Origin of the sequence: Streptomyces sp. RPA4-2 (genome assembly GCF_012273515.2) — a bacterium.
Taxonomy (GTDB): Bacteria; Actinomycetota; Actinomycetes; order Streptomycetales; family Streptomycetaceae; genus Streptomyces; species Streptomyces kaempferi.
The window spans coordinates 525,781-546,163 of record NZ_CP050975.2; the positions used below are offsets into that span (position 1 = coordinate 525,781).

Below are 20,383 nucleotides of genomic sequence, written 5' to 3' on the forward strand. Positions count from 1 at the left end.
AGGCGTGTGTCAGGATGCGCGTATGGCAACCAGGACGCGTCGCCCAGAGCGACGAGAGGAACCGCTCTCCCGGGAGGGCATCGTCGAGGTCGCGATCGAGCTTCTCGACGCGACGGGCGAGGGCGGCCTCACGTTCCGCGCGCTGGGCGAGCGCCTCGCCACCGGACCCGGCGCGATCTATTGGCATGTCGCGAACAAGGGCGAGCTGCTCGGTGCCGCGACCGACGCGGTCGTCGCCGCCGCGCTGGCCGTCGAGCCCGCCGGGTCCCCGACCTCGCCGCAGGACGAGATCCGCGCCGTCGCGCTCGGCCTGTTCCACGCCATCGACGCACACCCTTGGCTCGCCGCGCAGCTCTCGACGCAGCTCTCCCGGAGTCCCTGGGGGTCGGTGGCGCCGCGGATCTTCGAGAGCATCGGCCGACGCGTCCGTTCGCTGGGGGTGCCCGAGGACAGCTGGTTCACGGCGACCTCGGTGCTGGTGCACTACACCCTCGGCGCCGCCGGGCAGAACGCCGCGAACACCGCGCACGCCCGCACTCTCGGGCCGGGCGCGAACCGCGCCGAGTTCCTCGACGCCGTATCGAGTGCTTGGGAAGAACTCGACCCCGACGACTATCCGTTCACCCGGGCCGTCGCAAGCCGGCTGCGCGAGCACGACGACCGCGAGCAGTTCCTCGCCGGAATCGATCTCGCCCTCACCGGCATCACCGCTCCCCACCCGCCCGGCGAACAGGCACCCACCCCGCCCACCACCTGAGCCATGTGAGGACCTCGGCTCCGGCAGTCGGAACATGGCCGGACGACACCGCCGCCGGCACCGCCGGTTCGGCCCGAACCGGTCGGCCCGATCGAGCTCCCGCGGCTGTCCACGGCCCATGGCCGTGCGGAATCACCGGGCCCGGCCCAGGTCCCGCAACCCGTTCTCCAGCAGCGCGAACGCATGGTCGGCGTCGGCCACAGCACCCGGATGGCGCGCGTCGGCCGACTCTCCGTGCGCCAGGCGTTCCGCGTTGTCCTGCGCCAGCGTCCAGTGGACGGCGACGATCTGGACGGCGGCCAACCGCGCGGTGAGTTCCGATGTGTCCGCCGTTTCCCGCAGCGCCTGAGCGAGTGCTCGCTCGGAGCCGGTCTTGAAGCGTTCCATCCGGGCCACCAGCGAGGGCGCGTCGAGGATCATCCGATGAACCCTCCGCACCTGGGGATGATCGTTGAGTCCGGTGATCGGATCCCGCTCACGCAGACCCTGGACGAAATGCTCGCGCAGCGCGGTCAGCGGGGCGGTGTGGGGCGGGCGGCCCCTCACGACGCGCGCGATCTCGGTCTCGTGGTCGGCCAGACGGTGCACCACGAGGTCCTCCTTCGCCGGGAAGTAGGCGAAGACCGTGCGTTTGGACACCTCGGCCGCCTCGGCCACCTGGGCGACCGAGACCTGGTTGAAGCCATGCTCCAGGAACAGCGCGATCGCCGCATCGGAGATCGCCGCGTGGGTCCGCTGCTTCTTCCGTTCCCTGAGCCCTGGCTTGTCGTCCACGATGCCCACCGTAACAGATTGCTGCCCCGAGACGATTTCTGCACCTGGTATACATTTACTCCGAGGCGGGAAATGGGATGGAGTGAGGGTGTTGACGGTGAGCGAGACCGAGGTCGTCGTCGTGGGCGCGGGCCCGACCGGACTGACGCTGGCGTACGAACTGACCCTGGCAGGGGTCGAGACGCTGGTGCTGGAGAAGCTGCCCCGGCGCATCGAGCAGGTGAAGGGCGGCGGGATTCAGCCCCGTACCGCTGAACTGCTGGACTCACGCGGGCTGTTGGAGCCGTTGCTGAAGCGGGCCACGCCGCGTGATCCGGTCGGCGGCCACTTCGCCGCCCTGCCCGTGCCCCTGGACTGCACCCCTTGGAACACCAGGCATCCCTTCCCGGTCGCGGTCCCTCAATGGGAGATCGAGGAACTGCTCGAAGAGCGGGCGGTCGCGGCCGGCGCGCGGGTCCTGCGCGGCACAGCCGTCTCAGGGGTGGAGCCCGACGACGAGGGGGTGGTCGTGACGGCGGACGGTCTGCGGGTGCGGGCCCGCCATCTGGTGGCGTGCGACGGCGGACACAGCACGGTGCGCAAGCTGCTCGGACTGCCGTTTCCCGGCAGGCCGGGGACGCATCAGGCGGTGTTGGCCGACATCCGGCTCGCCACCGTTTCGCCGTCGGTGCCCCAGCAGTTGGAGCACATGAGCGCCCTGATGCGCCGCGCGGGCGATTACTGGGCCATGCTCGCGCCCCTCGGTGGTGACCGGTACCGGTTCACCTTCGGGCGCGCGGACCAGCCGGACACCTCACGCGACACCTCCGGCGTCACCCAGGAGGAGATCACCGTCGCGCTGCAGACCGTGTACGGCTCCGGGACCACCCTCGGCGCCGTGGACAACTCGTCCCGGTTCACCGACGCCACACGGCAGTTGGAGCACTACCGGGCCGGCCGCGTCCTGTTCGCCGGCGACGCGGCGCACATCCATCCCCCACTGGGCGGCCAGGGACTCAACCTCGGCATGCAGGATTCGTTCAACCTCGGCTGGAAACTGGCCGCAGCCGTCCAGGGCCGGGCGCCGAGCAGCCTTCTGGACAGCTACCACGCCGAACGGCATCCGGTCGGAGCCCAGGTCCTGCATCACACCTCGGCGCAGCGCGTCCTGGCGGATCCGAACCCGAGCGAGGACGTCGCCGCCCTGCGGGACATCTTCGTCGACCTGCTGAGACTGCCGGACGCCAACCGTCACGTCGCCGGACTGATGTCCGGCCTCTCGCTGCGTTACGAGCTGTCCGGCGGGCATCCGCTCACCGGGCACCGCGTGCCGGATGCCGACCTGGTCACCGACGCCGGCCCCATTCGGCTGTCGACGCTGTTCGGCGCGGGGCATGCCGTCCTGCTCGATCTGGCCGGTATCGTACCGGCCGGCCTCGGCCTCCCGCCGCGGGTCGATCTCGTCCGCGCCACCTGCACAGAAGATCTTGGCGCTGCCGCCCTGCTCATCCGTCCCGACGGCTACGCCTGCTGGGCTACGGACAACTCCGCCGTCCACGGCTCCGCTCTCCTCGCCGAGATCGCCGGCAACCTTGCGAAGGTGAACTGAGCCCCGGTTCCCGTCCTGACCCGCCACGGGCAGGTCACGCCGGACTCTCTCGTGCGGACGCGCGCCGCTCAGGTCCTCCGACGCACCTCGTTCCCCCCAGGAAACAATCATGGTCTCAGCGTCGGCGGACTTGCCGTAGACTGGTCTCAACGACGCGGGGTGGAGCAGCTCGGTAGCTCGCTGGGCTCATAACCCAGAGGTCGCAGGTTCAAATCCTGTCCCCGCTACTGAATCGTGAGGGGCCGGCACATGGTGCCGGCCCCTCACGCGCGTCCAACCGCCTAGAAGGAGAGACGGTCCGCCATCAGTCTGGTGAAGCGGGCCGGGTCCCTCAGCGCACCGCCCTCAGCGAGAAGTGCCATGCCGTAGAGGAGTTCCGCAATGTCGGCGAGGCCGGCGTTCGCCCCGTCCTCTCGCTCGGTGTGGGCCTTGTTGAGGCCGTTGACCAGGGAGTGGCCGGGATTGAGCTCGAGGATGCGCTTGGTGTGCGGGACGTCCTGTCCCATCGCACGGTAGATGTTCTCCAGGGCCGGGGTGATGTCGTGCGTGTCCGAGACGAGACAAGCCGGCGACACCGTCAGGCGAGTGGACAGTCGAACCTCCTTGACGTCCTCGCCGAGCTGTTCGGTCATCCAGGACAGGAGCCCCGAGTACTCCCTCCGCTGGTTCTCGCGCTCATGCTCGGTCTCGTCCGTGTCCGGTTCCCCGCTGCCGAGGTCGACCTCGCCCTTGGTGATGGACCGCAGCCGCTTGCCGTCGAATTCGGGCACGGCGGTGACCCAGACCTCGTCGATCGGGTCGGTCAGAAGCAGTACCTCGACTCCCTTGGCGCGGAAGGCCTCCATGTGAGGGGAGTTCTCGATGGCTTCCCTGGAGTCACCGGTCAGGTAGAAGATCTCTTCCTGGCCGTCCTTCATGCGTTCGGCGTACTGCGCCAGCGTGGTCGGTTCGTCCGTGGCGTGGGTCGAGGAGAACGAGCACAGAGCGAGGATGGTGTCGCGGTTCTCGTGGTCGTCGAGCAGGCCCTCCTTCAAGGCTTTGCCGAACTCCCGCCAGATGGTCGCGTAGTTCTCCGGGGCCTTGGTCCTCAGGTCCTTGATCGTGGACAGGACCTTCTTGGTGAGACGCCGGTGCATCCTCTGGATGTGCCGGTCCTGCTGCAGGATCTCGCGGGAGACATTGAGCGAGAGGTCCTGCGCATCGACGATGCCCTTGACGAAGCGGAGGTAGGACGGCAGGAGTTGCTCGCAGTCGTCCATGATGTGCACGCGCTTGACGAACAGTTGGAGACCGCGGCTGTGGCCTTGCGTGAACAGGTCCTGCGGAGCGCGCGAGGGGATGAAAAGCAACGCCTGGTACTCGAAGGTCCCTTCCGCCTGCAGGCGAATGGTCTCCAGCGGGGCGAGCCAGTCGTGACTGATGCGCTTGTACAGCTCGTGGTATTCCTCGTCGGACACGTCCTCTCGCGCTCGGGCCCACAGCGCCTTCATCGAGTTCACGGTCTCGAAATCGTCCGAGGCCGGCTCGGCGTCGGCGCTTTCGTCGGCCTGTTCGGCGGCCGCGGCGGTCCGGGCGGCCATACGGATCGGCCAGGTGATGAAGTCCGAGTACCGCTTGATGATCTCGCGGATCTTCCCGTCCTGCGCGTAGTCGTTGAGCTGGTTCTCGACGTCCACGGGCTTGAGGTGAAGGGTGACCGTTGTGCCCTGGGGCGCCTCGTCAAGGGCCTCGACCGTGTACGTGCCTTCACCACGGGAGACCCAGCGGGTGCCCTGGCTCTCGCCCGCATGCCGGGTCAGCACGGTGACCTCGTCGGCCACCATGAAGGCCGAGTAGAAACCGACACCGAACTGGCCGATGAGGCCCGCCGCGGCGTCCGCGTCGTCGGTCTCCTTCAGCTCCCGCAACAGCCTCGCGGTACCAGAACTGGCAATCGTGCCGATGAGCTGAACGACCTCCTGGTGCGACATGCCGATACCGTTGTCCCGCACCGTCAGCGTCCTCGCCCGCGCATCGGTCTCGACGCTGATGTGCAGATCGGACACGTCCGCCCCCAGCGCGTCGTCACGCAGGGCCGTGAGGCGCAGCTTGTCCAGCGCGTCCGAGGCGTTGGAGATCAGCTCCCGCAGAAACACGTCCTTGTTCGAGTAGATCGAATGGATCATCAACTGCAGCAGTTGACGGGCTTCCACCTGGAACTCGTGGGTCTCGGCCGACATAGCGTGCGAATCCTCCAAGGTCATTGACGGCAGTACGGCCAGTGCACTCTAACCTCGCTGTTTCCGCCGACGCGACGAGATGTCCTGATCGCCAACTGTCGTGCGGGCAGGGCGATTCCGCTCCCGACAGGACAGGCTCCCGGCGCGGCCACGCCGCCCTCGACCACGCCCGGCCGCCGAACCCGGCCCGGCGGGACGCATCGTGAAGCGCGCTCCGGCGCGTCATGCGTGTCGGGTCGGTTCCGGCATCGACTCCGCGTCGCGCTGCTCCGGTTCGGGCCGGCGGTTGTCGGTCCGTGAGCGGAGTCCGGTGAACGCGGCTGCGGTGGGGCTGCCGGGTTCGGCCTGGTAGACGACCAGTTGCTGGTGCGGGGCTCCGTTGACCGTGAAGGCGGAGAACTGGATCTGCAGGTCGCCTACTTGAGCGTGTCTGAGGTTCTTCGTCTGGCGGGTCTTGCCCTTCACGTGGTGTCGTGCCCACAGCTCGGCGAATTCCGGGCTCTTGGCGGAGAGGGTTTCCACGACTTCGATGATCCGTGGCGATCGCGGGTCGTATCCGTAGGCGGCGCGGATCTCGGCGACACATGACTGGGCGGCCTTTTCCCAGTCCTGGTAGAAGTCGCGGCCTGCCGGGTCGACGAAGACCATGCGTGCCAGGTTGTCGAACCGCTCGAAGCCGCTGTGCAGTGCGGCCGCGAGTGCGTTGTGGGCCAGGATGTCGAGCGCCGGACCCACCACGAAGGCAGGGGTGTCGGGCCAGCTGTCGAGCAGTTGCAGCAGCTGCGGGTCGACCTGGTCGTGGCCTGCGGCGTGGGTGCGGCGCTCCGCGGGTGCCCGGGTGAGTCTGCGCAGGTGGCCGATGGCTTCGTCATCAAGACGGAGGGCGTCCGCGACCGCGTCGACGACCTGGGCCGAAGGGCTGGACTCGCGTCCCTGCTCCAAGCGCATGTAGTAGTCGGGACTCACACCGGCGAGCATCGCGACTTCCTCGCGGCGCAGCCCGGGAACCCGTCGACGGCCGTGTTCGGGAAGGCCCACGTCCTGCGGCTTGAGGCCTTCCCGCCGGGCCCTGAGGAACTCTCCCAATGGGGTGCTGTCACTCATGCCCCCCAGGCTAGTGCTTCCGTTTCGGCCGGGGCGGGCGGTGAACTGATCATCCGGCTGCGCCCGCTCCGGCGGGAGAGTGCGGGTCAATACGGCTGGGGGGCGATACGGCCGGGGGCAATACGGCCGGGGGGTCAGGCGGCGGTGTCCGGTTCGTTGGGTGTGGCGGTGCGGGGTCCGTCCGTGAGGGGTTCGGTCGACCACGTCGCCAGGAACCGCAGGGCGGTTTCGGAAGAGGACCCGGGTTCGGTGCTGTAGATGAACAGGGTCTGATCGCTGTCCCCGGGCAGGGCGAGGGCTTGGTAGGTGACGGCGAGGTCCCCGACGACGGGATGGTGGTAGTCCTTGGTCCCCTCGGTTCGCTCGTGGACCCTGCGCTCCGCCCAGTACGCGCGGAAGTGCTCGCCGCGCACGGCGAGTTCACCGACCAGAACGCCCAGCCGAGAATCGTCGGGGTGACGGCCGGCGTCCAGGCGCAGCATGGCGGCGGTGTCCGCGGCGACGGTCTCCCAGTCCGCGTACAGCTCGCGCGCGGCGGGCGCGAGGAAGACGAACCTGGCCTGGTTGCGTTCGCTCGCGGGCATGGCGTCGAAGTCGGCGATCAACGCACGGGAGAGCGGGTTGGAGGCCACCACGTCGGTGCGCCGGCCCAGGACGAATGCCGGGCAGTACGCGGCGTCCAGGGTGGTCAGCAACCGGTGGACGGCCGGGCTGACCCGCTCGGCCGGTGAGGACGCGGACCGCCGAGGCTGGACGGGACGCCTCCGCGCGAGATCGAACAGGTGTGCGCGCTCGGTATCGTCCAGCCGCAACGCTGTCGCCAGGGACTCGAGGATCTCCGGCGACGCGGTACGGCTTCGCCCTTGTTCCAGGCGCGTGTAGTAGTCGACGCTGACGCCGGCCACCTGGGCGAGCTCCTCTCGGCGCAGTCCCGGGACGCGACGCCGAGTGGTCGCCGGCCTGCCCGCGTCCGCGGGATCGAGCCGGGCCCGGCACGAACGGAGGAACTCTCCCAGCTCCACGATCTGGTTCATACCGTCATTCTCCAAGACACCTACCGGCATGGGGAGGCACGAGGGTGGCCGTGCTGCACCCAGGAAGGGAAGGGCCTTCCTGAGATGGGTGTCCGGCTCCCAGGACCGCCTCACCCTGGGTGGACCGCGGCCTGGTTGCCCCGCTGCTGGAGGCGGACCGTGGAGACATGAGCACGAACGACACCTCCCCGGCACCTCACCCGTACGTCGGCATGTGGGTGACCGCGGACGGCTTCATCCGGCAGGAGCTGCTGCCGAACGGGCGTTACGACGAGGCCCGGGGCAGCCGGACGAGCGCCTACACGGGCGGATACACAGTCGACGGCAGCCACATCGACTACGTCGACGACACCGGCTTCACCGCCACGGGTGACGTCCGCGACGGGGTGCTCCACCACGAGCACCTGGTCCTGTACCGCGAGGGCGAACATCCCGACCGTCCGGCACAGCCCGCCCTGGACCCGACCCGCCCGCACACCTCATGACCGGTGCCGGTGCGGTCCGGTCCATGCCGCCGGACCGGCACAGCCTCCCCCTTCGACACCCGACCCGGAGCAACACTGACATGCCTCTCTCCCCCGACCGCAAGATCATCCTCATCACCGGTGCCAGCAGCGGGATCGGCGAGGCGACCGCCCGGCTCCTGGCCGCTCGTGGTCACCACGTCGTGCTCGGCGCCCGCCGTACGGACCGGCTCGAAGCGCTGGTCCAGGACATCCGGGCGGCCGGCGGCGACGCCGAGTGCCACGGCCTCGACGTCACGGAGGCCGAGGACGTGCGGGCCTTCGTCGACAGCGCCCACCGCGTGCACGGCCGCGTCGACGTCATGGTCAACAACGCCGGGGTGATGCCCCTGTCGAAGCTCGAGGCTCTCAAGGTCGACGAGTGGAATCGCATGATCGACGTCAATGTCCGCGGCCTTCTGCACGGAATCGCCGCGGCACTGCCGCTCATGCGGGGGCAGCGGCACGGTCAGTTCGTCAACGTCGCCTCGATCGGCGCCCACGCCGTCTCCCCGACCGCCGCCGTGTACTGCGCCACGAAGTACGCCGCCTGGGCCATCTCCGAGGGACTGCGCCAAGAGGTCGGCGGCGACATCCGCGTCACCACCATCTCGCCGGGCGTCACCGAATCCGAACTGGCGGATTCCATCTCCGACCCGGTGGGCCGCGAGGAGATGCGTACCTACCGTGAGGTCGCCATCCCCGCTTCCGCGGTCGCCGAAGCCATCGCCTACGCCGTCGGCCAGCCGCCGGAGGTCGACGTCAACGAGATCGTCGTCCGTCCGACCGCGAGTCTGGCCTGAGCCCAGGACTCGTCGTGGGTCGAGCCCTCCGTGGACCGTGCGCCGGAGCAGCCGCGTCCGCCCTGTGCCAGCAGGTGATCACCGTCGCGCACAGGCCCGGAAAGCAGAAGGGACGGCACGGGGTGCGGGGCGTCGTGGCCAGCCGTCAGGCGGCCGCGGCGGCCCGTACGTCGTCGTGCGCGGCTTCGAGACGGGCGGCCGCCTCGGCACGGGAACAGCCGGCGAGCAGCATGACGATCGCGGTCTTCGCGTGTCCGTCGGCCTCCTGGAGTGCGGCCGCGGCGGCGTCGAGGTCGGTGCCGGTGGCCTGCGCGACCATGCGCCGCGCCCGGTCGACGAGCTTCTCGTTGGTCGCGCGCAGGTCGACCATGAGGTTGCCGTACACCTTGCCGAGCTGAACCATCGTGGCGGTCGAGAGCATGTTGCAGACCAGCTTCTCGGCGGTGCCGCCCTTGAGGCGGGTGGAGCCGGTGAGGACCTCGGGGCCGGTGGGGACCTCGATGGCGACGTCCGCGTGGCGGCTGATGACGGCGTCGCTGTTGCAGGCGACGGAGACGGTCGCCGCGCCGATCGCGCGGGCGTGCTCCAGACCGCCGACGACGTAGGGGGTGCGGCCGCTGGCGGCGAGCCCGACCACGGTGTCGTGGGCGGTCAGGCCGATGGCGTCGAGGTCCGAGACGGCGAGATCGGGGTTGTCCTCGGCGCCTTCGACCGCGAGGACGAACGCGCCGGGACCGCCGGACAGCAGGCCGACGACCCGGTCGGGCGAGATGCCGAAGGTCGGCGGGCATTCGACGGCGTCGAGCAGGCCGATCCGTCCGCTGGTACCGGCGCCGAGATAGACGAGCCTGCCGCCCGCGCGCAGCGAGGCGGTGATCTTCTCCACGGCCGCGGCGATCTGTGGCAGGGCGGTGCGCACCGCCAGGGCCACGGTCTGGTCCTCGTCGTTCATGGTGGCGAGCAGTTCGGTGACCGGCATGCGGTCCAGTTCGGCGGTCCGCCGGTTGCGGGTTTCGGTGCCGAGGGTGCTGAGGTCCACGTGCGGTCGTTCCTTTCGGGGAGGCGCTGTCGTTCCCTTCGGGTGAAGCGCTGTCGTTCGGTGGTGACGGAGGGGGCGCGGCGGCGTCGGCCGGTGGTCCGGGCGTCGGCGGTGGTACGCCGGTCACCTGCGCGTCGGCTGTCGGTACGCCGGTCACCTGCGCGTCGGAGGTCGGCACGCCGGTCCGGTGTCATCCCGGGGGCGCCGCCACGGGCGGGAGTTCGGCCGTCGGTGTGGCGGCCGGTTCCGGCGCGACGCCGGGGGCCGGGGTGGCGAGGGCCTCGTCGGAGGTCGGCCGGCGTACCGCGGGGGTGCTCCGGTGGCGCTGCACCGCGCCGTAGGTGCGATGCAGCGCGGCGGTGGTGGCGTCGTAGGAGCGTTGGGCGACTCCGACGAACAGGCAGTCGATGAGCGCCAGTTGGGCGATGCGGCTGACGGTCGCGCCGGAGCGGAACGGCATCTCTCGCGCGCAGGTGGTGAGCACGAGGTCGGCGGACTCGGCCAGCGGCGAGCGGGCGAAGTTGGTCAGGGCGATCGTGGTGGCGCCGTTCTCGGCGGCGGCCTGCAGGGGCTCGATCGTGTCCGTCGTCTCGCCGGAGTGGGAGATCGCGATGGCCACGTCCGCGGGCCCGAGCAGTGCCGCGGCGGTGAGCGCGGCGTGCACGTCGGTCCAGATGAAGGCCATCCGGCCGATGCGGTGGAGCTTCTGGTGCAGGTCCTGGCCGACGAATCCGCTGGCGCCCACACCGAAGATGTCTATCCGGCGGGCGTCCGCGACGGCGTCGACCGCTTGTCCGAGCTGGGCCACGTCGAAGCCGTCGCGGGACTCCTCCAGGGCGCGGACCTCGTTGTAGATGATCTTGCTGATGATCTGTTCCAGCGAGTCCGTCGCGCCGATGTCGGTGCCCAGCGCGGGCCGCTCGGCACCGAGCGCGTTCTCGTGCGCCGCCGCCGCGGCGAGGCCGACGCGCAGATGGGGATAGTTGGTCAGGCCGATCGCGCGGCAGAACCTCATCACGGTGGCCACGGAGGTGCTCGCCCGGCCGGCGAGGGCGCTGATGGACAGTCCGGCCGCCTCGGACGGCGCCGCGAGGACGGTGTCGGCCACGCGCCGTTCCGACGGGGCCAGGGACGGCAGCGCGCCGCGGATCCTCGTCAGCACGTCGACCGAGCCGCCGCCGTGCGGTGACTCCGCAGCTTCACGGTGCGCGACCTCACGAGCCATGGGTCCTCCTGGGTGGTGTGGACGCCAGCGTAGCCACGCCCACCAGGGATGGCAAAAAGTTACGTGACAAATTTTCCTAGCGGTATTTATTGACATGCGGAGGACAGGCTTCCAAACTCGCAGCACCGCGGTCCGCTCGCCGGACGCTCTCGGCGCAGCGAAGCCGCGGATCGTCCCTTTCAACGGAGAAGGCGTTCACACATGACGGCCGTACTGGCGGTGGACCTGGGAAAGACGGGTTGCCGCGCCGTGCTCTGGACCGGCCCGGACGGCCCCGAACACCCCGTTCGCGAGGTTCCCGGGGCCCCCGGTCTGGCGGAGTCCGACGGCGTCACCGCCGCGGTCGCCGCCGTGACGGCCGCCGCGGCACTCGTCCATGAGATCGCCTCTGAACTGCCCTCCGGACGGCTGGACGCGGTCTGCGTGGGTGCCGCCGGCGCCGCCGCCGACCCGGCCGCGGCCCGCTCCCTGGCCGAACTGCTGCTGGACGCACTGCCGACCGACGAGGTCGCGGTCACCAGTGACGCGGTCACCGCACACGCCGGCGCCCTCGGCGGCGGAGCCGGTGTCGTGCTGGCCGCGGGCACCGGCGCCGTCACCGTCGGAATCGGCGAAGACGGAACGTTCGCCCGCGTCGACGGCTGGGGCCCCTGGCTCGGAGACGAGGGCAGCGGCGCCTGGATCGGCCGTGCCGGTCTGCGGGCCGCTCTGCGCTCCCACGACGGGCGCGGTCCCGCGACCGCCCTGACGGCGGCCGCGGCCGAACGCTACGGCGACCTCGACCGACTGCCCGCGACCGTGGGCCACTCCGCCAATCCGGCCCGGCTGACCGCGGCCTTCGCCCCGCTGGTGGCCGGTGCGGCCGCCGACGGAGACGCGGTGGCGACCGAGATCATGCGGGACGCCGCCGCCGCGCTGGCCGAGGCGGTCGTCGCCGCGGCCCGCAGGGCCGGCGGCACGCGCCCCCTGCCCGTCGCCGTCACCGGCGGCCTCACCGGCATCGGCGCGCCGCTGATGGACCCGTTCGCCGCCCTGCTCCGTGCGTCGGGGCTGCCGCTGCAGGTGACCCCCGCGCTCGGCGATCCCCTGCACGGGGCGCGCCTGCTGGCCCTGGATTCCGCCGGACCGCACGAACCCCTCGTCATCCGCATCCACCGGACGACGGCCCCGCCGCCATGAGCATGTGCGCCGGACCGCCGGGCGCGCGTCGCACCGACGAGACGGGGCACCGCCCCTCCCCCACCGACCCCCTTCCCCGGTGACACCACCGATCCGTTCTAAGGAGTGCACGTGCGCCAACTCGACCTGGCGGTGATCGCCGTCTATCTGGTCGCCATCGCCGTGATCGGACTGCGCCTGTCCGGGCGGCAGAAGACGGCGAAGGAGTACTTCGTCGGCGAGAGCCACATGCCCTGGTGGACGGTGTCGTTCTCGATAGTGGCCACCGAGACCAGCGTGCTGACCGTCATCAGCGTGCCCGGCGGGACGTACAGCGGGCAGGGCTTCGGCAACGTCGAACTGGCGCTGGGTTACGTGATCGGGCGGGTCGTCGTCGCCACCGTACTCATCCCGCTGTACAAGCGCGGCGGCTTCGTCAGCGCCTACCAGTACCTCGGCGAGCGCTTCGGACTGAAGCTCCAGGGCCTGGCGTCGGTGTCGTTCGTCTTCACCCGGCTGCTCGCCGAAGGCGTCCGGCTGTTCGCGTCGGCGATCCCGATCAAGCTGCTGCTCGACGAACTCGGCGTGCACACCGGCTACAAGGCCATCATCGTCGTGCTGACCGTCATCACCGTCGTGTACACCTACCTCGGGGGCATCAAGGCGGTCATCTGGACGGACGCCATCCAGATGGGCCTCTACCTCGGCGGCGTGATCCTGGCCATCGCGGTGCTCACCGGGCACGTCGGCGCCACCGGCTTCTCGCAGGCCCTGCACGGCGGCGAGTTCAGGCTCTTCGACACCGACTTCGGCCTCGACCACGTCCTCACCAGCTCCTTCGCCCTGCCGACCGCCATCATCGGCGGCGCCATCTTCGCGATGGCGAGCCACGGCTCGGACCAGCTGATCGTGCAGCGTGTGCTGACCACCCGCACCCTGCGCGACGGCCAGAAGGCGATGATCGCCTCCGGAGTCTTCGTCACCGTGCAGTTCGCAGCGTTCTCCCTGGCCGGTGCTCTGCTCTGGTCGTACAACAAGGGCCGCAGCTTCAAGGAGATGGGGCTGAGCAGCTCCGACAACCTCTACCCGAACTTCATCCTGCACGGCCTGCCGGTGGGCATCTCGGGTCTTCTGGTGGCCGGCATCCTGGGCGCCGCGATGGGCTCGCTGTCCTCCGCGCTGAACTCCATGTCGAACTCCACGGTGTCCGACATCATCCACAGCTTCCGGAAGAAGGCCCCCTCCGACCAGGCGCTGCTGAAACTGGCCCGGGTGATGACGCTGGTCTGGGCGGCGCTGATGGCGGTCTTCGCCTGCGCGTTCAGCACCAGCTCGGGCAACGTCTACCTGACCGGTCTGACGATCGCGGGCTACACCTACGGCGCGCTGCTCGGCGCGTTCCTGCTCGGCCGGCTGATCAAGCGGGCCACGGAGGTGGACGCCGTCGTGGCCTTCCTCGTGACCATCGGCGTGATGACGTACATCGTCCGCGGCGTGAAGATCGACGTGACCACCGCGGGGACGACCGTGCCCACGGCGATCGCCGCTCAGTGGCTGGTGCCGATCGGTGTGCTGGTCACGATCGTGGTGGGCGGTGTGATGAGCCTGTTCCACAAGGCCCCGGCCGCCGCCCCCGCGGTCGCGCCGGTGGAACCCGACGGACACGGCACGGAGGTCACCGCGACCGCCGGCCAGTCCTGACCGAACCCCGGGCCGGGGGGCGCCGCGATCCGGCGGCCCCCGGCCCGGTCACTTCGGACCGGCCGCCCGCGCACGGCGCGCCCGGCCGGTCCGACCCGAAGACTCGGAGCTCCCCATGCGTGTGATCGGTCTGATGTCCGGCACCTCGTACGACGCCATCGAAGCCGCCGCGGCCGATCTCACCCTGGAGGGCGAGACGCTGCGGATGCGTCCGCTCGGCCGGATCAGTGTCGCCTACCCCGATGACCTGCGTGCCGCGATCGGCGCCGCTCTGCCCCCGGCCGCGACCAGCACCGAAGCCGTCTGCGCCCTGGACACCGGTATCGGCCAGGCGTTCGCCGGCGCGGCCGTCCGCGCCCTGGCCGAACTGTGCGGCGGCGACGCCGATCTGGTCGTCTCGCACGGGCAGACGATGCACCACTGGGTACGCGACGGCGCCGTGCTCGGCACCCTCCAGCTCGGCCAGCCCGCCTGGATCGCGGAGGCGACCGGCCTGCCCGTCGTGTCGGACCTGCGGGCACGCGACATCGCCGCGGGCGGCCAGGGCGCACCCCTCGTCGGTATGACCGACACCCTGTTGCTGCGGGGCCTGCCGGGCGTCCCGGCCGCGCTGAACCTGGGCGGCATCGCCAACATCACCGTCGCGGCTCCGGACACCGACCCGGTCGCCTTCGACACCGGTCCCGCCAACGCCCTGCTGGACGCGGCGGTACGCCACTTCACGGATGGCGCCCGTGAGTACGACGAGTCGGGGCGCGGCGCCGCCGCGGGCCGGGAGGCACCGGAGCTGCTGCGGCTGCTGCTCGACGAGCCGTACTACCGCCTGCCCGCGCCGAAGAGCACCGGCAAGGAGCTCTTCCACCTTCCCTACCTGTTGCGGGCGCTGGATGCCGTACCGGTCGCCGAGCCGAACGACGTGCTGGCCACTCTCACCCGGCTGACCGCGGTGACGGTGGCGGACGCGGTCCGCGCCCACGGTGTCACCCAGTTGGTGGTGTCCGGCGGCGGGGCGCACAACCCCGTCCTGACCGGAATGATCGCCGAGGAGCTGCCCGGCGTTCGGCTGCTGCCCAGCGACGACCTGGGTGTCCCCTCCGACGCGAAGGAAGCACTGGCCTTCGCCGTCCTGGGTTTCCTGACGGTGCACGGCCTGCCGGGCACCCTGCCGTCGGGCACCGGCGCGCGCCACCCGTCGCTGCTGGGCAGCATCACGCCGGGCCGCCTGCCGCTGCGGCTGCCGGAACCGGCGGCGACGGCCCCCCGTCGGCTGCTGGTCGAGACCCCGTCGTAGGACCGCACCCCCGAAGGCGGCGCCCGGCCGCCGGCACGGCGCTCCCGGCCGGTCCGCCGCCTCCCACGACCAATCCCCGGCGTCCCTCCCCTCCCCCACCGTCCGGGCGACCGGCCGTCCCGGACCCGCACACCTCCCGGAGCATCCATGAGCCGCACCCCTTCCGCCCCGACTCCGGCGAACCCCGGTGAACGCCCTTCGGACCTGGCCGCGTTGCTGCGGTCCTGTGTGGACGACCCCCGGCGGGTGTCGACCGACCTTCCCCGCCGGGTCGCGGCGGCGCACGACGCGTCGCCGTATCTCTTCGCTCCGCAGGCCGTGGTCCGCGCCGCGTCGGCGGCCGAGGTGGGTGCGCTGATGGCGGGCGCCAGAGCGGCGGGGCTTCCGCTGACCCTGCGCTCCGGTGGGACGAGTCTGGCGGGACAGGCAGGCGGTGACGGGGTCCTGGTGGACGTGCGCAGCCACTGGCGCAAGGCCGAGGTGCTCGACGACGGTCTCCGCGTCCGTCTGCAGCCCGGCCTGACGGTGCGTCAGGCCAATGCGCGGCTCGCGCGGTACGGCAGGCGGCTCGGTCCGGACCCGGCCAGCGAGTCGGCCTGCACGATCGGCGGGCTGGTTGCCAACAACTCCAGCGGCATGAACTGCGGCACCCAGGACAACGCGTACCACACCATGGAGTCCCTGCAGTTCGTGCTGCCCTCGGGCACGGTGATCGACTCCGGGGCACCGGACGCCGACGAGCGGCTGCGTGCCAAGGAACCCGAACTCCACGCCGGTCTGCTCCGGTTGCGTGACCGGGTCCGGACCTCACCGCGGGCCCGCGCCACCGTCGAGCGGCTCTTCGCGATGAAGAACACCATGGGCTACGGGCTCAACTCCTTCCTGGACCACACCACTCCGGCCGAACTGCTGGCCCACCTGATGATCGGCAGCGAAGGCACGCTGGGCTTCGTCGGCGAGGCCGTCTTCCGTACGGTCCCGGTCCTCCCCCACGCCGCCACCGGCCTGCTGATCCTCCCGGGACTCGCCGAGGCCACCGACGCACTGCCCGCGCTGCTCGCGGCGGGCGCCCGTACGGCGGAGCTCCTCGACGCCTCCTCGCTGCGGGTGGCCCAGCTCGACCCCGGCTCCGGAACGGCACTGCGCGGCCTGCGGGTCGAACACCACGCGGCGCTGCTGGTCGAGTTCGCCGAGGACACCCCGGAGCGGCTGGAGGAGGTGGCGGCCGCGGCCCGTCCGGTGCTGGAACGCCTGCCCGCGGTGACCGGCACCGCCCTGACCCGCGACCCGAAGGAGCGGGCGCGGCTGTGGCATCTGCGCAAGGGCCTCTACACCGCGGTCGCCGGCGCCCGCCGGCCCGGCACCACCGCCCTGCTGGAGGACATCGCGGTCCCGATGGACCGGCTCACCCGCACCTGCGAGGGCCTCATCGGCCTGTTCGACCGGCACGGGTACGAGGACGCGGTGATCTTCGGGCACGCCCGGGACGGCAACGTGCACTTCATGCTGACCCAGGACTTCGACTCGCAGGCGGAGACCGACCGGTACGCGCGGTTCACCGACGACATGGTCGATCTGGTGCTGGCCGCCGAGGGCACGCTGAAGGCGGAGCACGGCACCGGACGGGCCATGGCACCGTTCGTCCGCCGCCAGTACGGCGACGAACTGTACGACGTCATGCGGGAATTGAAGCGGTTGTGCGATCCGGCGGGCGTGCTGAACCCCGGGGTGCTGCTGGACGACGACCCGGCCGGGCATCTGCGCCGGCTCAAGAGTGTGCCCTCGGTCGACCCGGCGTTGGACGCCTGCGTCGAGTGCGGCTACTGCGAGCCGGTCTGTCCGACCGCGGACGTCACCACCACGCCCCGTCAGCGCATCGCCCTCCAGCGGGAGATCGCGCTGGCCGCGGCGGCAGGTGACGACGAACGGCGCCGGGAGCTGGAGGGCGACTACGCCTACGCGGCCGTGGACAGCTGCGCGGCCGACAGCCTCTGCGTGACCGCCTGCCCGGTGACCATCGACACCGGAGCGGTGATGAAGCGGCTGCGCGGCGAACGCCACAGCCCGCTCGCGCAGCACGCCGGACGTGTCGCGGCCCGCCGCTGGGCTACGGCCGTCAAGGGCGTACGGATCGGCCTCGGCGCCGCCCACGCGGTGCCCGCCCCGCTGACCGGCGCGGCCACCAAGATGATGCGGCGACTCGGGGCCACCGATCTCGTACCGGCCTGGAGCCCGGACATCCCCCGTGGTGGCGGCCCCCGTCCGGCGGCCCGGCACGTGCCCGCCGCGCGGGCGGTCTTCTTCGCGGCGTGCATCGGCAGCGTCTTCGCCTCCGAGGAAGGAGACGGCCCCGACCGTGGCACCTCCGGCCGTGGCGGCTCCGGCGGACGGGCGAGCGGCTCCGCGGGTGCGTTCCTCAGTCTGTGCGAGCGAGCCGGCGTCGCCGTCGACGTCCCCGAACTGGCGGGGCTGTGCTGCGGCACTCCCTGGCAGTCCAAGGGCTACACCGAGGGCCACCGGGCGATGGCCGCCCGGACGCTCGACGCCTTGTGGACGGCCAGCGACCACGGACGGCTGCCCGTCGTCTGCGACGCCTCCTCCTGCACCCACGGCCTGGGCGAACTCGCCGCGGCGCTGCCCGAGGCCGAGCGCGACCGGTACACCGAACTGCGCTTCGTGGACAGCGTGACCTTCACCGCCGAGACGCTGCTGCCGCTGCTGCCCCAGGCGCCACGGCTCGACTCCCTCGCGCTGCACCCGACCTGTTCGACCGTGCACCTGGACATCACCGGTGACCTGCGCACCGTGGCGGAGGCGGTGGCCGGCACGGTGACGGTCCCCGACTCCTGGGGTTGCTGCGCCTTCGCGGGCGACCGCGGGCTCCTCCACCCCGAGGTGACCGCCGGCGCGACGGCCGCCCAGGCCGCCGAGGTCAACGAGCGCGAGCACGACGGGTACGCGTCGTGCAACCGCACCTGCGAGATGGGCATGACCCGCGCCACCGGCCGCCCGTACCGCCACGTCCTGGAACTCCTGGCCGACGCCCTCGACGCGTCCGAGGCGACCGCCGGCTGAGCCCGCGGCCGTCGCCCGGCGCGGGCCGTCGGGCACACGGCGGGCCGGCCGGGCCATCGGCGCAGGGCGGAGGAGGCCATCGACGCGACGGGGCTCCCCCGCTCGAACGAAGCCGGGAGCACGGGAGTCGGCAGCCGATGGCAAGGCCTCAGGTGCGCGTGCCCTGCCCGGCGTCCGGCCACGTGATCCGACCGACCAGCCCCCTAGCGCAGGGCGTCCGCCGCCGTGTGGAAGGCACGTCGGACAGCCACGATGCCGTCGCCCTCCCGTGACGGGTGCACCCGGTTCGTCAGCAGCACGGCGTAGCGGCCGGCCGCGGGGTCGACCCAGATACTCGTGCCGGTGAAGCCGGTGTGGCCGAACGACTCGGGGCCGCACGACGGTCCCACGGGTGATCCGACCGGATCCTGCCCCTGCCAGGCGAGGCCGCGCCGCAGTGCGTGGGCGTCCGTGTGGGCGGCCGTCATCAGGGCGAAGGTCTCCGGGCGCAGGAGCTCGGACGCCCCGCCCGCCAGGGAGCGTCCGAGTCGTTCCATGTCGGCGAGTGGCGCGAACAGCCCGGCGTGCCCGGCGATTCCGCCCAGGACCACGGCGTTCTCGTCGTGCACCTCGCCCACTACCACCTGTCCCCGCCACGGGCAGTCCTCGGTGGCCACGGCCCTCGTCCGGAGCGCGATGTCCGGGGTGAAACCGGTCTCCTTCATGCCGAGTGGTGCGCACACCAGCCGGTCCACCAGTTCGTCCAACGGCGCTCCGGCCGCGCTCTCGGCGATCAGTCCGAGCAGGATGAAGCCCTGCGAGGAGTATTCGACCCGGGAACCGGGCGCCGTTCGCAGCGGCAGCGACCGCAGTGCTTCCAACAGGCCACCGCGGGTGGGGTGTTCGCGGTAGAGCGGTACCTGACCCGGCAGGCCCGAGGTGTGGGTGAGCAACTGCGCGACCGTGAGGTCCGCCTTGTCACCGCCCCGGTAGTCCGGCAGGTAGGTGCCGACGACGCCGGTGAGATCCAGTGCGCCGCGCTCGACGAGGGCCATCACGGCCAGTCCGACGATCGGTTTCGTCACCGACGCCAGGTCCCACCGTTCGTCGCCTTCGAGCGGTGGGCCGTCCCAGGCGCGGGTGCCGGTCCAGCCCCGGTCCAGCGGGCCCGCCGCGGCGCCTACGGACCAGGCGGCGCCGGAGTACACCCGGCGGGCTCGCCCCGAGACGAGGATGTCTTCGAGCGCGCTCACGCGAGTCCCCCGTCCTCGGCGTCCACGACCCGGAACACGGGTGGGGTGCCGCCCAGGCCGGCCGACACGGTGCGGGCGGCCGCGCGCACCATCGGGCCGAACATCTCCACGCTCTGCTCGTCCAGCGTGAAGGTGAGACCCGAGATGCCGATGGCGCCCACGATCCGTCCCTCGCCGTCGACCACGGGCGCCGCCACCGACCGTACGTCCAGCTCCTCGTACTCGTCGTCCACGGCGTAACCGACCCCGGCCGCCTCCCGCAGCAAGGTGCGGATCGCTGCCGGGTCGGTGGGCGTCTGCGGTGTGCGGGCGGCGAGCGGACCCGCCTCCAGCAGGGTGTCCGTCTCGGGGGGCGGCAGGACGGAGAGCATCGCCAGTCCCATCCCGCTGCAGTGGAGGGGGACGCGGCTACCGGGTCGGGCGTACATCCGGTACTCCCTGACCGGCTCGGACTGTGCCAACAGCACCGTGTCGTCGGCGTGGCGCACGGCGTACTGCGCGAGCAGGCCGGTCCGCCGGCGCAGATCGGCCAGCACCGGGCGGGCGAGTGCCAGATCCCGGCTGTCGTGCAGGGCGGCGGCGGCCAGGCCGAGCAGTCGGGGGCCCGCACGGTAGCTGCCGCCCTCGGCCGGCTGCGCGAAGCCGTACTCGGCGAGGGTCCGCAGATGGCGGTGGACCGTCGGTTTGGTGAGCCCCGTGCGCCGCGCGATCTCCCCCAGCCGGTGCGGGCCGCCTGTCTCGACGAGTGCTTCGAGCACCTCCATTGCCTTGTCGACGGGGCCCTTCGCGGGCTCTGGCTCGCTGGCACGGGTGTTGACCGCTTTCGACATGTCGCTTAGCTTAACGCAACCGCATTCCATCTGACGGAACGGATGTGTTG

16 protein-coding genes and 1 tRNA gene are annotated in these 20,383 nt (G+C 71.3%); 9 read left to right on the forward strand and 8 right to left on the reverse strand.

The annotated features are described in order from the left end of the window. Positions 1-22: 22 nt before the first annotated feature. Positions 23-757, forward strand: coding sequence for a TetR/AcrR family transcriptional regulator (locus HEP85_RS02025; protein ID WP_168525625.1), 735 nt, complete (start codon positions 23-25; stop codon positions 755-757). A 132-nt stretch (positions 758-889) separates the two neighbouring features. Here the strand turns inward: HEP85_RS02025 and HEP85_RS02030 are convergent, their stop codons facing one another. After that, a complete protein-coding gene (locus tag HEP85_RS02030) occupies positions 890-1,531 on the reverse strand; it encodes a TetR/AcrR family transcriptional regulator (RefSeq protein ID WP_211117788.1) in 642 nt (213 codons plus the stop codon). An 88-nt stretch (positions 1,532-1,619) separates the two neighbouring features. Between HEP85_RS02030 and HEP85_RS02035 the strand changes: the two genes are divergently transcribed. Both HEP85_RS02035 and HEP85_RS02040 read left to right on the forward strand, forming a co-directional pair. Continuing rightward, positions 1,620-3,119: an FAD-dependent monooxygenase gene (locus HEP85_RS02035; RefSeq protein ID WP_248001791.1), complete on the forward strand. Its 1,500-nt coding sequence runs from the start codon at positions 1,620-1,622 to the stop codon at positions 3,117-3,119. Between the two features lie 153 nt (positions 3,120-3,272). After that, a tRNA-Met gene (locus HEP85_RS02040) sits at positions 3,273-3,346 on the forward strand. A gap of 54 nt (positions 3,347-3,400) precedes the next feature. On the opposite strand, the gene htpG is transcribed toward HEP85_RS02040, so the two are convergent. From htpG to HEP85_RS02055, 3 genes are all read right to left on the reverse strand, one after another. After that, a complete protein-coding gene (gene htpG, locus HEP85_RS02045; RefSeq protein WP_168525631.1) occupies positions 3,401-5,338 on the reverse strand; it encodes a molecular chaperone HtpG in 1,938 nt (645 codons plus the stop codon). Between the two features lie 222 nt (positions 5,339-5,560). Continuing rightward, complete coding sequence (locus HEP85_RS02050) at positions 5,561-6,442, reverse strand: helix-turn-helix transcriptional regulator (protein WP_168525633.1); 882 nt, start codon at positions 6,440-6,442, stop codon at positions 5,561-5,563. Between the two features lie 134 nt (positions 6,443-6,576). After that, complete coding sequence (locus tag HEP85_RS02055) at positions 6,577-7,476, reverse strand: helix-turn-helix transcriptional regulator (RefSeq protein ID WP_168525635.1); 900 nt, start codon at positions 7,474-7,476, stop codon at positions 6,577-6,579. A 167-nt stretch (positions 7,477-7,643) separates the two neighbouring features. On the opposite strand from HEP85_RS02055, the gene HEP85_RS02060 reads away from it, so the two are divergent. Both HEP85_RS02060 and HEP85_RS02065 read left to right on the forward strand, forming a co-directional pair. Next, a complete protein-coding gene (locus HEP85_RS02060) occupies positions 7,644-7,961 on the forward strand; it encodes an Atu4866 domain-containing protein (RefSeq protein WP_168525637.1) in 318 nt (105 codons plus the stop codon). Between the two features lie 80 nt (positions 7,962-8,041). Continuing rightward, positions 8,042-8,782: an SDR family oxidoreductase gene (locus HEP85_RS02065; protein ID WP_168525639.1), complete on the forward strand. Its 741-nt coding sequence runs from the start codon at positions 8,042-8,044 to the stop codon at positions 8,780-8,782. Between the two features lie 145 nt (positions 8,783-8,927). Here the strand turns inward: HEP85_RS02065 and murQ are convergent, their stop codons facing one another. Both murQ and HEP85_RS02075 read right to left on the reverse strand, forming a co-directional pair. Continuing rightward, a complete protein-coding gene (murQ, locus tag HEP85_RS02070) occupies positions 8,928-9,821 on the reverse strand; it encodes an N-acetylmuramic acid 6-phosphate etherase (protein WP_168525641.1) in 894 nt (297 codons plus the stop codon). 190 nt (positions 9,822-10,011) lie between these two features. Then, positions 10,012-11,046 (reverse strand): MurR/RpiR family transcriptional regulator, encoded by a 1,035-nt coding sequence (locus HEP85_RS02075; protein WP_168525643.1) that lies wholly within the window; start codon positions 11,044-11,046, stop codon positions 10,012-10,014. Between the two features lie 201 nt (positions 11,047-11,247). Between HEP85_RS02075 and HEP85_RS02080 the strand changes: the two genes are divergently transcribed. The 4 genes from HEP85_RS02080 (at position 11,248) to HEP85_RS02095 (ending at position 18,271) form a co-directional block, all read left to right on the forward strand. Then, entirely contained in the window at positions 11,248-12,225 is a 978-nt protein-coding gene (locus HEP85_RS02080) for a BadF/BadG/BcrA/BcrD ATPase family protein (protein WP_365221763.1), read from the forward strand. Between the two features lie 111 nt (positions 12,226-12,336). Beyond that, positions 12,337-13,905, forward strand: coding sequence for a sodium:solute symporter (locus HEP85_RS02085; protein WP_168525645.1), 1,569 nt, complete (start codon positions 12,337-12,339; stop codon positions 13,903-13,905). Between the two features lie 115 nt (positions 13,906-14,020). Beyond that, entirely contained in the window at positions 14,021-15,196 is a 1,176-nt protein-coding gene (locus tag HEP85_RS02090; RefSeq protein ID WP_329525261.1) for an anhydro-N-acetylmuramic acid kinase, read from the forward strand. Between the two features lie 147 nt (positions 15,197-15,343). Continuing rightward, positions 15,344-18,271, forward strand: a complete 2,928-nt coding sequence (locus HEP85_RS02095; RefSeq protein ID WP_168525647.1) for an FAD-binding and (Fe-S)-binding domain-containing protein — start codon at positions 15,344-15,346, stop codon at positions 18,269-18,271. A 203-nt stretch (positions 18,272-18,474) separates the two neighbouring features. Here HEP85_RS02095 and HEP85_RS02100 read toward each other — a convergent pair whose 3' ends face one another. Beyond that, the gene (locus HEP85_RS02100; protein WP_168525649.1) at positions 18,475-19,503 is read right to left on the reverse strand and encodes a serine hydrolase; all 1,029 of its coding nucleotides are present in this window, start codon (positions 19,501-19,503) and stop codon (positions 18,475-18,477) included. Beyond that, positions 19,500-20,333: an IclR family transcriptional regulator gene (locus HEP85_RS02105; RefSeq protein WP_168525651.1), complete on the reverse strand. Its 834-nt coding sequence runs from the start codon at positions 20,331-20,333 to the stop codon at positions 19,500-19,502. The genes HEP85_RS02100 and HEP85_RS02105 overlap by 4 nt, the downstream gene beginning before the upstream one ends. Positions 20,334-20,383 lie beyond the last annotated feature (50 nt).